This is a genomic window from Bartonella sp. AU16XJBT, from assembly GCF_028618665.1.
In the GTDB taxonomy this organism is placed as follows: Bacteria; Pseudomonadota; Alphaproteobacteria; order Rhizobiales; family Rhizobiaceae; genus Bartonella.
Map to the genome: position 1 here is coordinate 140504 of NZ_JAQITF010000003.1, position 14633 is coordinate 155136.

Annotated in this window: 7 protein-coding genes and 2 pseudogenes; 3 read left to right on the forward strand and 6 right to left on the reverse strand. The window is 39.4% G+C overall.

From position 1 onward, the window contains the following. Window positions 1-149: 149 nt before the first annotated feature. The 5 genes from PVV66_RS02860 to PVV66_RS02880 all read right to left on the reverse strand — a co-directional run bounded on the left by PVV66_RS02860 (window position 150) and on the right by PVV66_RS02880 (window position 4405). Complete coding sequence (locus PVV66_RS02860) at window positions 150-2129, reverse strand: transposase domain-containing protein (protein WP_273718838.1); 1980 nt, start codon at window positions 2127-2129, stop codon at window positions 150-152. Then, the gene (locus PVV66_RS02865) at window positions 2126-2584 is read right to left on the reverse strand and encodes a hypothetical protein (RefSeq protein ID WP_273718839.1); all 459 of its coding nucleotides are present in this window, start codon (window positions 2582-2584) and stop codon (window positions 2126-2128) included. Before PVV66_RS02865 ends, PVV66_RS02860 begins: the two co-directional genes overlap by 4 nt. Then, entirely contained in the window at window positions 2581-3528 is a 948-nt protein-coding gene (locus tag PVV66_RS02870; RefSeq protein ID WP_273718840.1) for a ParB/RepB/Spo0J family partition protein, read from the reverse strand. The genes PVV66_RS02865 and PVV66_RS02870 overlap by 4 nt, the downstream gene beginning before the upstream one ends. After that, the gene (locus tag PVV66_RS02875) at window positions 3528-3926 is read right to left on the reverse strand and encodes a hypothetical protein (RefSeq protein ID WP_273718841.1); all 399 of its coding nucleotides are present in this window, start codon (window positions 3924-3926) and stop codon (window positions 3528-3530) included. The genes PVV66_RS02870 and PVV66_RS02875 overlap by 1 nt, the downstream gene beginning before the upstream one ends. A gap of 173 nt (window positions 3927-4099) precedes the next feature. Further along, on the reverse strand, window positions 4100-4405 hold the full coding sequence (locus tag PVV66_RS02880; protein ID WP_026500453.1) for a helix-turn-helix transcriptional regulator: 306 nt from the start codon (window positions 4403-4405) through the stop codon (window positions 4100-4102). Window positions 4406-4552: 147 nt separating this feature from the next. Between PVV66_RS02880 and PVV66_RS02885 the strand changes: the two genes are divergently transcribed. After that, window positions 4553-5080 carry a helix-turn-helix domain-containing protein gene (locus PVV66_RS02885; protein WP_273718842.1) on the forward strand — a complete coding sequence of 176 codons (528 nt, stop codon included), beginning with the start codon at window positions 4553-4555 and terminating at the stop codon, window positions 5078-5080. Window positions 5081-5728: 648 nt separating this feature from the next. On the opposite strand, the pseudogene PVV66_RS02890 reads toward PVV66_RS02885, so the two are convergent. Next, a pseudogene (locus tag PVV66_RS02890) lies at window positions 5729-6259 on the reverse strand (DnaB-like helicase C-terminal domain-containing protein); the annotation flags it as partial. A gap of 2513 nt (window positions 6260-8772) precedes the next feature. Between PVV66_RS02890 and PVV66_RS09720 the strand changes: the two are divergent. Beyond that, window positions 8773-10508: pseudogene (locus PVV66_RS09720) on the forward strand (autotransporter outer membrane beta-barrel domain-containing protein); the annotation flags it as partial. 634 nt (window positions 10509-11142) lie between these two features. After that, a complete protein-coding gene (locus PVV66_RS02900; protein WP_273718843.1) occupies window positions 11143-14220 on the forward strand; it encodes an autotransporter outer membrane beta-barrel domain-containing protein in 3078 nt (1025 codons plus the stop codon). Window positions 14221-14633 lie beyond the last annotated feature (413 nt).

Genomic DNA, 14633 nt, shown 5'->3' on the forward strand with positions numbered 1-14633 from the left:
AGATTTGCCTAAAAATTTAATTGTATTGATTAAAACTTTTAAAGGATTAAGACTTCTCCCCCCGTTTCTTTGTTAACGCTTCAAGCTGGTACGCGATACAAAACCAGCTTCCTTTTGAGAATTCTTGCAAATCCCCCCTCTTTCCTTTCCTATCGTTTAGGAAACTTAATCACTTCACGCCCCTCATCAGAGGCGGAAAACTTTCTTAAAGCTTTATGCAAGTGCGTGCTAAATTCTTCCTCCCCCAAAACCTCATCATCGTCTGCTGTCAAAGCTAAATTCCCCACATGGTTTGGCATCAAGCGGCTCACCTTCGGCTTTATCGGAGCCTTGGATTTCAACGCTTCATCCTTTTTCTCAAAGCGCCCATAAACATCGGCCAAGTGATCAGGCGCAAGCTTTGCTGCTAGCTGTTTTTCTGCTTTAACAGCCTTCACATATTCTTTACGCAAACGCCCATTCAAGCGCGCCGCATGCTGGTCATAAAAACCTACATCACAAAGGCATGGTGCCAAACAAAGCAACCGATTGTTCAAATCATAAACCCGTAAATCTTGATGCAAATTATCCGGATCAAAGCGTACAATAACCTTCTTCCCCGCATGCTCATTCAACGCCCGCGCCCAATAACGATTGCCATAAAAATGGATCTCGCCCGTACCCTTTTGCGCACGCAATGCCTCAGAGGTTAAAAGCCATAAAGCCCTCTGTGCTGCGCTCGCTTGCCGAACTATCGTCCCCTCGGCTTGCAAGCTCTCAGTAAAGGTCTCATCAAAACTGCGCCCCGCACAATTAACCGCCTTACGCCCCGCTTGCGCATTGTGTGCACAAATTTGCGCACCAACATGGGCTTTGAATTCTTCAAATCCTATCGCACGCTTGCCATAATCTTCCGGCTTGGCATCCGGTTTATTGCCCGTATAAGCCCCCGCACAAAAGGGATGTTTAGAAATCGCTTCTGCCAGATCACGCCATGCCCGCTCAATCGGTTTAGACTGTCCGCTATAAGGGGTCGTCCATTGCAATTGCACACCCAAACTCGTCAAAAGCCCCTGCGGATCATCCGGCTTAATCTTAAAACGAAAACGGTTTTGCACACCTCCAGAAATCCACTTGCTAGTAAAGGCACGCCCATTATCCAAAGTCATACGCTCCGGTATCCCATAAGCCTCCACCATGTCCCCAATCACCAAACGAACGATTTCCCAAGTCTCAGCATCCGACAAGCGCCACGATAAAATCTTGCCCGAATAAAGATCTTGAATGGCAATCAGATAAAGCCGCACAGGCTTTTGCCCCCAAGGAACACGCACAAAAACATCCAGCTTATGCCCGTCCATATTCACCGCTTGCAGTGCATGCAGGCTTGAGCGATCACGCCGTTGTGCCGGATAAAGCTTTTTTGCCTTTTCTTCGCCCTCACGCGCTAACGCCACAACCGCTTTGGAAACTTGCGCCTTAAAACGACGCCGCAAAGCCCGCTCAGAAGGAATGGGCGCCCAACCTTTCTCCTGCGCAACCGAAACCATCCGCCGATAACATGCCGAAAAAGCAGGGCGAGAGGAACGCAAATAATCCGAACATAAAACCTCCCACGCCCCCTCATGACACGGCGCAAATTGCGAAACAGTCTCCTCACCATAACAAGGCGCCAGCGCTGCCAACCAATCACACCTCTCATACCCTTCAACCATCTGCCGCCAATTAAAAAGCGACATCCGGCTAACCCCAAATTGCACCGCACTCAAACTTGCCGCATCATGCACACCCATACCGCCATGGAGCAAATCTTCCCAAAAACAAAGCGCCTTCAAACGCTCTTCACAGCGCCTTTTATGCGCCTTTGAAAGCCCCTCATAACGCACCCAAATACTTGTCTTTTGCTCCCCTTGCGTTTGTTTCACATCAACACCCACTCCAAACCGCACCAACAATGCCGCCTGCGCCCCCTCCGGCAATAAAGAAATGTGATACTCCCAAACCGGCTTGGTTTTGCCTAATGTTTGGCGAAACAATTGTGTATTCAAACGCCATTTCTTAAGCGCAAGATTGTTGAGACCGATCTTTGTTTTCGGCAATCCTGGCAAAGCCGCTTCAGCCAATTCAGCAATACTAAACCATTCTTTCATGGCTGCCCCCTTTTAATGCGCACTGGTGTTGCACGCATGGCTTTCAAGCGCACAGCAATCTCCCGCTGTTCCTGCTGGAGGCGCGCAATTTCTGCCAAACGCGCTTCATCCCCTTGCAACAACAGCAAACCATCTTCACTCACCACCTCATCCCAGAGCCAAAATGCCTCTGTCGCCCGCACAAATGCCTTAAACCGTGGTAGGGAAATATCAACCTGCTTACTTTCCGCAACATACGCATCCAAACTTGCCTTACTTAAACACCCAATCCCTAAATAATGCGCCATACGCTCTGCAATCACACTGCGCTCAACCCGGCATTCTCTCAAAGCCCGCGCCATCGCCCGCTTAATGCGAGAACGAAACCGCCCTAAATCAATCTGCGCAACGGGTTCGCGGCAGGGAAAAACCGGCTTTTGGAAAAAATCAAGCTGCCCGCAACCATGCCTCTTCATGCCTGCCCCTCCCCCGATTGTTTGTTCAAATAATCATAAAACCGCGCCCGTGTCTGTGCATCTGCTCTCTGCCACACACTCAACAATTGAGCAAAAATCCGTTCCTGCTCATTAATTTGCGGAGGCGTATTAATCCCATTGACCAAATCAACAGCCCGCCGTAAATCCCCCTCAACCTGTTGTAAAGCAATCGCCACCCGCCGTTGCGAAACCGGCTCCATCTTTGCTAATTTCAACAACTGCGCTTGATTATCTGCTAAGGCGGTCCCCCGCAAAACAGAGCGCAACTCCGGCTGTAAATGCTGGGCAATGCGATTGAGGAGTTTCACCGACTCCTTCGATAAACCAATGCGATCTGCCACATGTTTGGCAAAGTGCAAAGTTTGCATTTTGCCATTTAAGTCACCATCATTTGGCAAAGGTGCAACTTGCACCTTTGCCACTTTGTCCTCTTCACACCCGATTTTATTGTCATTTGAAGAGGCATTATCACTGATTTGAGCAATAGGGTAAACTTTACCCAATTGCTCTTTTTTGGCTTTATGTTGATTACTACCATCCCCACCAACCTTAATCTCCCCATACTTCTTTTCCCACAATTCGCGGTAAGTCTGGACAAAAAGCGCACGGTCAATAACAGACAATTCATTGCGAAACAAATTCTCTGCTACTTCTAAAAGCGCGGCATTGTCCTTATCAGCCTGCACCACAACGGCATCAATATCACTATACCCCAAAAGCTCAGCAGCACGAAGCCGGTGCGCACCAGCAATAAGTGTATAATTTCCCTCTTTCGCATTGGGCGTATGGCGTACCGTAATGGGATTCATCAATCCCTCCCGCGCCATTGATTGTGCAAGTGCCTTAGCATGCTCATCATCTACAGGGCGTATACGCTCCGGTACCACAATCACATCAAGAGCAAGCTTTTGAAACTGTGCCATCACGCCCCCGCCTTTCTGATCTCTTTAAAGAATAAATCCATCGCACGCCCCGCCCATCTTCGATAAGCTTTCGCAAAAACGGGTTCTTCCAAACGCCGGTTAATCACTTGTAAAGCAAGAAAGATAGCAGTCTGCTTCCGTACTTGCATGGCAACAATACGCCGCCGCGGCACCTCAAATTGATAATGCAAAATATGAATAGCAATCTGCCGTGCTAATATCGCATCAAATAAGCCATGCGGGGGGTCAATAACATACCGGATCGGTATATGTCGAAAGCCTCCACTCACTGCTTTTAAAGAACAGGAAAGCATCATTTGTAATCGCTCAGCTTCTGAATAAGGATTAAAAATTTCTCTTTTTGCCTCTGGCATCCATAAATTATAAGCTGCAACCATAACCACCCCCTAATCGCCAAAACCAACCCGTCCAAACGGCTGTTCCATGATGCAACTCTATGCAATTTATCTTGCCCATTTCGTATTGATCTTTAGACATTGATAAACCTCTTTATCTTATGGTATCTAAATGCATGGCAAATGCGCAAAAACGCAAAGCCGTGTAACGAAGTTTAAGCAGCATTTCCGCGCAAAGCAGAATGCGCACGCGAATCTGTGTTGGCATGTTTTGCTGCTTTAAAAATGCGACGGCGACTTTTGGGGTAGCGGTCACTAAACACCTGCTCGACGGGCAAACCGATAAAATCGGCAATAGCGCGTTCAGCTTTCTCGTTGGTCCGTGTCCAGATATGTTGAACACTGGATGACGGTAGTTGATATGCTTTCGCGAGCTCCGCCAAGGTCATATTACGGCGGCGTAGCTCAGCTAAAATACTATGGCGATCCCATACTTGAATGCATGTTTGTGTGGTTGTCATAACTTTCGCTCCTGCTTCAAACGGATGCTCAAACCATCCGTTTTTTGTGGGGTTAAATGTATAATAAACGCCCTTCGTATCGGGCTCTAATATGAGGTATATCTACAAATGGGATATTAGTCAACCCCGTTTGTAAACATTTATAATATGAGACGACAAAAAAATGAGCCCAAAACTGCATTAGCAAAACGACTCACAGAAGTTAGAAAGCTTGTGGGCTTATCTCGTGATATATTTTCACTTAAAATTGGTATCAGTATTCAAGGGCTTGGAAATTACGAACGCGGTGATAGAACTCCAGATGCAACGGTTTTATCAGCATATAAAGAAAAATTTGGAGTGAACCTGAATTGGCTTTTGACCGGTGAAGATGCAATGTTTATAGACATGATGATGGCTCGGTCTTTCAATATCTCTCCGCCTACCATTCCTGCTGGACTCATGAAAAAGCTTGGTCGCATAGCTTATACAACCTATCGCGATGCTAAAATAAAACTCCCCCCTGAAGATATAGCGGAACTCGCGGCGGAACTTTATAAAAAACTGCAAGAGCTTGTTCAAGACATCAACGACACGGAAGAAATAGAGCTTACTTTGCCTCTTCTAAAATTGCATTTAAAGCGTCAAATCGAAGCTGAAAAAGAACACTCCAAAGCTGCACAAAATTCGGCTTAATGCTCCTCTAAAATGAAAAATCGATATGAAAATCTTTTTACATTAGAAAAATTATATAACAATTTGATTTATAAGTATAAATTACCTCTAAAAATAGATAATCACCAATAGGTGAAAATCTTTTTTGCTTTTTTGGTTATTTTTGGCTGATTTTGGAGTCAATTGAACTTTTGGAGTGATTTTTTTCACAGGGTCTTCAAAGGCGGTTTTCTGGGCTTTCACAGACTTTTCAAAATTTTTCACAGGGTTTTCAAAGACCTTTCAAAGCCTTCTCTCATTTTTACCCTTAAATTCCAATTTTCGCTCTTTTTTACCATTTTTTGCAATTTTAGGTGTCAAAATCTATTTTGACAAAACACGCATTTAATGGTAAAAAATAACCATAAAAACAACAAATTACCACGTATTCCTATCTAATCCCACCTAATCCCACTTAGTATAAAACCTAGTGTCAAACTACAGCAGGTTTTGCATCAATTTATTTTTTTCAAAGGGTTTTTAAGAGGTTCTCAAAGGGTCTTCAAAGACCTTTCAAAGGCTGTTTTAAGATTCGTAATTTTGAGTGCGAATCTATTGGATTTTGCTCCTTGATCATCAGGTAACAATTTTTACCTCAGAAAGAATAATTGTCACTCATAAGAAAGTGCTTTAAGCGGGCATTTCTAAAAAGTTATCGTTATCCGTTAGATCGCTAAAGCGTGTAAAATCGGATTGAAAGGCAAGAGGAACTATTCCTGTTGGATCATGGCGTTGTTTAGCTATAATAACCTCGACTTTGCCTTTGGCTTTCTCCATTGCCTCTTGCCATTTTCTATACTCAGCGCTGCCTTCTTTTGGTTCTTCCTTTTTGAGATAATATTCTTCACGATAAACAAAAAGCACAATATCGGCATCTTGTTCAATGGAATCTGATTCTCGTAGATCTGCAAGCTATGGACGTTTATCTGTTCGGTTTTCAACTTGGCGTGAGGGCTGTGACAGAGCAATGATAGGAATATTAAGTTCTTTTGCCAAAGCTTTAAGCCCCATGATAATCGCTGTTATTTCTTGAACGCGGTTTTCTAATGAGCGTTTTGAATGGATTATCATGAGTTGGATATAATCAATAATCAAAACATCTAGACCATATTGTCATTTGAGATGCCTTGCACGGGCAGCTAATTGTGCAAGGGATACACCGCGCTCTTTTTGCTACCAAATTTCAACTGCTATTTTTTACACTTTTTTTGCAATTTTAGCTGTCAAAATTCATTTTGAAAAAACGCGCATTTAATGGTAAAAAAACAGTCATAAAAACAATAAATTATCACATATCCACCCTAATCTTATCTTTTCCCGTTCAATATAAAACATAAAGTCAAACTACATACAAAAAGATTTATTCCTTATCGACTTTAAAACGATAAAATTCTTTCCCTTTTGGAAAAATATACAACTTTTAAAACACTGATATTTTCTTTTACATTATGTTTTTTTACTATCTTTTCTATTCATGTATTGCTAAATCATATACCAATGAATATTGGCATCAAAGAATATCTTGCTATCAATAAAAATATCACAACTTTATAATATTACTATAAATATGAAAAAAAACTACTTTATAAATATACTAAAAAAATACATTATAAAGTAAACATACATATTGCGTATTTAAATATAAATCCAACTTTAATTTTGACAGAGAAAGCAAAATAAATTATTAAAATGATGCATTATTAAAATAAAAGCAATACTCTTTCTTTTCTTCTTTTGAAGACTGCGGAGAAATGAATATTGGGGGCTTTAAAAGGAGAGTATTTGTGTATAAAAAATTCCTTCTATCATCTATGGCAACAGCAGTGGTCGTACTGTTTAATGTTCAATTCAGTGCATACGCTAAATCTCTTAAAGTTTCTGATGGAAAAACAGTAACAGTACATGGAGAAACCTATGATGCACTTCATGCAAAAAACGGCAGTAAAATCATCGGTAAGCATTTAACTGTAACACACTCAAACCTCAATCACGATGCATACGCTATAACAGCTGAAGGCTCTAACACTACGATTGAATTACTGGATGGCACAACAATTAAAGGAACTGCTTTTGACGTTTTATTTGGTCTTGAAGCAAAAGACGGTGCTACAGTGAAAATGATCGGGGGAGCCATTTCAGTTTCTCGCATAGGCACTAAGTTCTCGAACAGCAAGAGTGATAAAAACAAGCTAAAAAGTGTGAAAATATCAAGCAGTAAAAATAAAAAAACTCTTATTACAGGAATAGTTACTGATAAAGAAAGTAACGTCACTTTAGAAGATGTAACCATTACACAAGCAAAACACAGCATAGTTGCATATAATCAATCACAAATAACGATCTCTGGAGGATCATTTGAGGGAAAAGACGTAGGGGTATATGCTGGAAACGGCAGCAAAATTACTTTAATCAGCAGTAAAGAAGGCACTCCCCAAATTACGTCATCATCAAATGGCAAAGGGCTCTATACAAATGGATTACATTCTAGCATCGCAATGACAGGAGGGACAATATCTGGAGAAGTAGCATTACTTGCAGAAAACGGCGGACACATTAAGGTCACTGATGTTTCTCTAACAACAAATGGCCATGGGGTCGCTGCAGCAGTCGATAGCTTTGATAGTATGATTGAATTGTATGGAAATACAATGATTAAGGATACTAAAGGCGGGCTTTTTGCAAGTAACAGTGGCAGAATTAAAATGGTTGGAGGAACCATTATGGCTTCCAAAGCTGGCGTCGGCTTTATAAATAGTAAGAGCGATGAAAATAAGCTGGAAAACGTAACAATATCGACCGGCAAAGAGAAAAATTCAGGCAAAGGGATAGTTTTAGAGAAAGAAAGTGTCGTTACTTTAAAAAATGTAAAAGTGACTCAAACAGGCAACAGCATAATTGCAAATAATCATTCTAAAATAATAATTTCTGGAGGATCATTTGATTCAAGCTATGCAACAATATGTGCTCAAAACGGCAGCAGTATTACCTTAACTGACAATGCTCAAATTACATCATATGATGAAGCAGGTCTCTTTGCAGAAGACTCAAAATCGACCATCACCATGATAGGAGGAAGCGTAACAGGAAAATATACAGCCTTAGAAGCAGACATAGGTGGCCATATTACGGTTACAAATGTTGCTCTAAAAGCAACGAATGATGGCAACGGTGTAGCTGCAGGTGCAGCTGCCTCTGGCTCTAACAGTGTGATTGAATTGCTTGGAAATACAACAATTAGTAATGTTAAAATCGGAATTGATGCGCAAAACAATAGCACAATCAACATGATCGGAGGAACCATTAAGAGTTCCGAAGCAGGCGTTCACCTTTTAAAAAATAAGAGCAATAACAAACTGAAAGATGTAACAATATTAAATAGTAAGGACAATGCACTACTAATCAATGCAATAATTGCAAGAAGAAGTAACATTACTTTAGAAAATGTAACGGTTAAGCAAGCAATCAATAGCATAATTGCAAATAATGATTCTCACATAACCGTCTCTGGAGGATCATTTAGCGCAAAAGGTGCAGCAATATCTGCCCTAAACGGCAGCACTATTACTTTAACTGACAATGCTCAAATTACATCATCTGATAACAGTGGGCTCTATGCAAAAGACTCAAAATCTACCATCACCATAACGGGAGGAACAGTGACGGGGAACACAACGTTGTTTGCAGAAAAGGGTGGACATATTAAAGCCACGAATGTCACTCTAACAACGATAGATGGTAACGGAACCGCCGGTGTAGTAAGCCAAGATATGGGTAGTTTGGTTGAGTTATATGGGAATACAACAATTAAAAATGCTGAGATCGGACTTTATGCAGAAAATGGTAGCACAACCAAAATGAGTGGAGGAGCAATAATTGCTAAAAAAGATGCATTTGTTGTAAACAATAATGGACATATTGATGTAACAAATGTGTCTGCTACAGCAGAAAACAGAGGTGTGATATTTGAAAAATCCAAGAACAATAAAACATCCGAAATCAATTTAACCAATACAAAGCTTCACATTAAAAATGGTACTGGAATTAATGCAAATGAATCAATCGGCAAAGCTAATCTCAGAAATTCAGAAATTCATGCCGATGTTTTATTAGCAACCAAAGATTCAGCTAAAAAAAATAATTTTATTCTTACATTAAACGCTGATCATTCCATATTAGAAGGCAAAGCAAACATTGCACCAAAGAGAGACGTACACTTTAACCTGAAAAACAGTACACAATGGATATTGAAAACCAGCAAGCAAGAAAAAGACACTGATGGAAAACTTCTTGATATTGCTCAAAGAGCACGTTCTGATATTTCTGTACTAAATCTCGAAAACAGCTCTATTTCTTTTGCAAAACCAATAGAAGATCATTACCATACACTGCATATAGGTTCAGGAAAAACAAATACCAAAGCTGTCTATAACGCAAAAGGCGATGCACAGATTTCCTTCAATACTTTGTGGAGTGATGGTGCACCAATAGCAAAACAAAAAACCGATCGTCTTCTAATTCATGGTGATGTTTCAGGTACTACATTGGTTTATGTCACTGGACATTTAGAAAAGAACAATATTGCAACAAATACTTCTGCTCCTAGCAATATGGACGGTTTTTCACTAATTCAAGTTTTTGGAAAAGCAAATCAGAACTCTTTTAAACTCGCCAATGGCTATATCACAATAAATGGTTCACCTTATAAATATATACTGAAAGCTTATGGGCCAACATCAAACCATAGTAAAACAAGTACTAAAAAAATCCTTTTAGAAGAAAATAAAAACTTTTGGGATTTTCGCTTACAGCCAGTACTTCTTGATAGTGATTCAGCAGAAAAAAACATTGTGCCCTAAATACAAAGCTATTTGATCATGCCAAATGCCCTTTTCTATAACCAATATGGCTAAACAGAACGCGCTGTTAGCCAATATGAGAATAATTGAAAAATGCCAAAATGTTGTCGATCTCCACAACTGTTGGCAAACAATTTGCAACGGGTATACAAGGCGTAACATTCGAACCGCAGGCACAAGTTGCTTATCAACACTTGATGTTTAACACCATTGAAGATGCTGATAACTTTACCATTGATATGAAAAATCCTTCTCAATGGATGATCCGTGTTGGTGGGCGTTTGACCAAAACCATTTCCACTGAAAACAACCGTCCTATGTCTTTCTATGGAAAAGTAAACTTGATCAAAACCTTTGGTGATGATGGTAGCATTCATATTGGAAGAGACTTTGAGCTAGATCCTATGGGACCTGCAATTGAAGGCGGTATTGGCATCAATGCACAACTGTCTCACAATTTCTCCCTTCATGGTGATGTGAGTTATCAACAAAAACTGCAAAAAACCGGTATATCGGGAGCAAATTTTTCTGGCGGCATACGCTATCAGTTTTAAATCAAGACTGTAAAAATAGCCCATCCAATTTAACAAAAAGGCGGCATATTGCTGCCTTTTTTGGCATCATCTATCTTTTGCGCCTCAAAGGGGCCATTTTGGCTCTTTGCGCACGAAACACGTGAAACAATAGCTTTTTGTGAAACGCATCCAACCAAATACAACAAACATAACAAGCTTCTTCAACAAATTTATCAAAACCCTTAAGAAGAATACTAAAATTTATAAAAGTAGCCAATAAGCAGTCTTTAACTTAAATAAAAAACGCGTTTTACACCCAAAGTGAGAAAACTTTCTTTTAAGCTTTGCTTGTTGCATTCAACTACGCTTTTATTTTTTTAGACATAAAAAATGTACAATGATGCTGTATATCTTCAATATACATCTATTATATTACTTACAATATTATTTTTATGAAATGATTAGTTTATATTTCTCTATTGAGATTAAACACCATATGAATTTAAATAAAATATTTTATATAATTTATATTAAATTATATTTACTTTGACATATAAGCATAAATAAAATAATAAAAATGAACTAATTTATTAATAACTATTCATTTTCACTTCTTCTTATAAAGCCGGTGGGGGGAATGAATATTGGTGGGAGCTTTAAAAGGAGAGTATTTGTGTACAAAAAATCCCTTCTGTCATCTATGGCGACAGCAGCTATTATGCTGTTTAATATTCAATTCAACGTCCATGCTGAAACTCTTGAAGTTTCTGATGGAAAAACAGTAACAGAATCTGGAAAAAACTATGAGACACTTCATGCAATAAAGGGTGGTAAAATCATCGGCAATGATTTAAAAATAACTGGTTTTAAAACTGAAAAATACGACAGTACTGGTGTAACAGCTAGGGATTTTGGTCAAATTGAGTTAACAGGCACAACAACCATTGAAAACGTGAGAAACGGGCTTTATGCATACCAAGGTGGAAACATCAATAGCGAAAATCTAACTATAACCGCTCTTAAAGACAAAGATGTAGGCATCGGTATATTCGCTCAAGATTCTAATAGTAAAATTGAATTAAAGGGAACAACAACCATTCAACAATTTAAGAATGGGATTGAAGCAAAAAATGCTGCTACAATCACTGCCAAAGATTTAAAAATAATCTGTCTTGAATCTCCAGAAACTGAGTTTAATACAACTGGTTTCGGTATAAAAGCAAATCAGAGTAAAATTGAATTAAATGGTAATACAACCATCGAAAACGTAGTTAACACTGGTCTTGGAGCAAATCTTGGTGGTAAAATCACCGGCAAAAATTTAACCGTCATCGGAGCAAAATCAATTAATCCAACCCCTGAAAAAGACCGCTATGGAATATTGACTTGGAATCCTGATAGCGAAATTCAGTTAACAGGCACAACAACCATTAAAAACCTTGATATCGGTCTTTCTGCAAACGATGGAGGAAAAATTATTAGTAGAGATTTAATAATAACCGGCAGTGATAACGAAAAAGTAACCATTGGCGTAGAATCCTACGAAGATGGTATAATTGAATTAAATGGTAACACAACCATTAAAAATGTTGATGTTGGTCTTGTCACAATTGATGATGGTACAATTAAAACAAGTAATGACACTAAAAATAACATAGAAGCAAAAAAAAATGCATTAATCGTGATCAATGGCGGTCATATGGATCTCACAAATCTTTCTGCAACAGCAGGAATTGCTGGCTTACAATTCACAAGTGTTTCTGATAATGACCCACTTGATCCAATGGATCCACAAAAATATCGTAGCAATGAAATCAATTTAAGCCATGCAGTTTTTCACGTTGACAATGGTACAGGAATTCTTGTTGGAGCTTTTGCCGCAAAAAGCATCGAAAATAGTCCTGCTCTATCAATCGGTACGCTCAATTTCAAAGATTCAGAAATCCACGCCGATGTGTTATTAGGTGATGGTATTTTTTGGAACAAAATTTCTTGGCCGGATAAAAATGTGTGGGATGATGAAAACATGAAGGAAATACCCAACGGCAGCTTCACGTTAAATGCAGATCACTCTACTTTAGAAGGCAGAACAAATATTGCACAAGAGAGAAACGTAAGCTTCAACCTAAGAAACGGGACACAATGGTTCTTAAAAAACAGCACACAAGAAAAAGATGCTGAGGGCAATTTGCTTGATATTACTCAAAGGTCACGTTCTGATATTTCTGTTCTCGACCTCAATGACAGCTCTCTCATTTTTCAAGAACCAACAGAAGATCATTACCACACATTGCATATAGGCTCTGGAAAACCAGATACCAAAGCCGTCTATAATGCAACGGGTGATGCACAGATTTCTTTCAATACTTGGTGGAGTGATGGTAAGCCAATTACAGAGCAAAAAACCGATCAGCTTTTGATTAATGGAAATGTTTCAGGAAATACAAATGTTCTTGTTAATTTAAAAGGAAACACCACTCACAAAAAAACTTCTGATGTTGAGAAAAATGTACGGGGACTTTCTCTTATCCAAGTTTCTGGAACAGCCGAAGAAGGCTCCTTCAAATTAGCCCATGGCTATACCACAATAAATGGTTCGCCTGATAAATATATGCTCCGTGCCTATGGACCAAACTCAAGCCAAGGCAAAGCTGATATAAAACAAAATCTGTTTGATGAAAAGGATGAAAATTTCTGGGATTTTCGTCTACAACCTGAGTTTCTCAATTCTAACACAGAGTCTGGCTCTAATCCAGGTTCCGGCTCTAACCCTGAAGCAAATGTGCATGCGCCTGTAGCACAAATGGCAAGCTATTTGGTCATGCCAAATGCTCTCTTCTATAGTGGATTGACGGATATGGCGCAACAAAATGCATTGTTAGCCAATCTCAGAACATCTGTCTTGGCAAAAGGACAAGAAAAACAGAGCAGCTTCTTCTTACACACCTATGGAAGCACTGGAACCTTATCCTCTGAAAGTGCGCCCCGTCAATATGGTTATAGCGGTGCTGATCTTCGCTATGCTGCTCTACAAGGAGGTGTTAACTTCGCAACGCAGGAAGGACACAATACTACAACACATTTGGGTCTTTTAGGCACCTATGGACAACTCTCTTTCACCGCAAAAGACATGCAAGATGCTGGAAAAAACACCATTAATAAATGGTCACTCACAGCCTACGGAACCATACAGCACGACAATGGCTTTTATCTTGATACGTTATTATCCTATGGCATCCTAAAGGGAAAAATCAGCAATGCCCTCATTGGAACAACCGCAAAGTTGAAAAATGCCAAAATGTTGACGATCTCCACAACTATTGGCAAACAATTTGCAACCGGTATACAAGGCGTAACATTCGAACCGCAGGCACAAGTTGCTTATCAACACTTGATGTTTAACACCATTGAAGATGCTGATAATCTGACCGTTGACATGCAAAATCCTTCTCAATGGATGATCCGTGTTGGTGGGCGTTTGACCAAAACCATTTCCACTGAAAACAACCGTCCTATGTCTTTCTATGGAAAAGTAAACTTGATCAAAACCTTTGGTGATGATGGTAGCATTCATATTGGAAGAGACTTTGAGCTAGATCCTATGGGACCTGCAATTGAAGGCGGTATTGGCATCAATGCACAACTGTCTCACAATTTCTCCCTTCATGGTGATGTGAGTTATCAACAAAAACTGCAAAAAACCGGTATATCGGGAGCAAATTTTTCTGGCGGCATACGCTATCAGTTTTAAATCAAGACTGTAAAAATAGCCCATCCAATTTAACAAAAAGGCGGCATATTGCTGCCTTTTTGGCTTATTATAAGTTGTTCTTTAAGCGCTTTTTTAAATAGAAAACAGCAAAATATTTGAAGACTGTCATTGACCATTGGATTTTTTTACAAAAACTTCTTTTTTATAAAGAATAAAGCTTAGCATTTTTCGATGAATAATGCCTAAAATTGTAAAAAAGAAAACAAATAAAAACAAAATGATATTGTAAAATAATGAGACGCTTTTCTAGAAAATACAGCTTTACTCTCTTTTGTTATTTCTCACAAATTTAATGCTTAAAATCCCAAAATAAAACTTTTAAAATAAAATTATACGCAAAAAACAGTACAATAATATCACACAAAGAATATATGTTATAAGACACTTGTATA

What these genes read in the sequence shown, in the direction of transcription:
- PVV66_RS02860 (WP_273718838.1), bottom strand. Translation starts at nt 2,129, where the DNA reads ATGAAAGAATGGTTTAGTATTGCTGAATTGGCTGAAGCGGCTTTGCCA.
- PVV66_RS02865 (WP_273718839.1), bottom strand. Translation starts at nt 2,584, where the DNA reads ATGAAGAGGCATGGTTGCGGGCAGCTTGATTTTTTCCAAAAGCCGGTT.
- PVV66_RS02870 (WP_273718840.1), bottom strand. Translation starts at nt 3,528, where the DNA reads ATGGCACAGTTTCAAAAGCTTGCTCTTGATGTGATTGTGGTACCGGAG.
- PVV66_RS02875 (WP_273718841.1), bottom strand. Translation starts at nt 3,926, where the DNA reads ATGGTTGCAGCTTATAATTTATGGATGCCAGAGGCAAAAAGAGAAATT.
- PVV66_RS02880 (WP_026500453.1), bottom strand. Translation starts at nt 4,405, where the DNA reads ATGACAACCACACAAACATGCATTCAAGTATGGGATCGCCATAGTATT.
- PVV66_RS02885 (WP_273718842.1), top strand. Translation starts at nt 4,553, where the DNA reads ATGAGACGACAAAAAAATGAGCCCAAAACTGCATTAGCAAAACGACTC.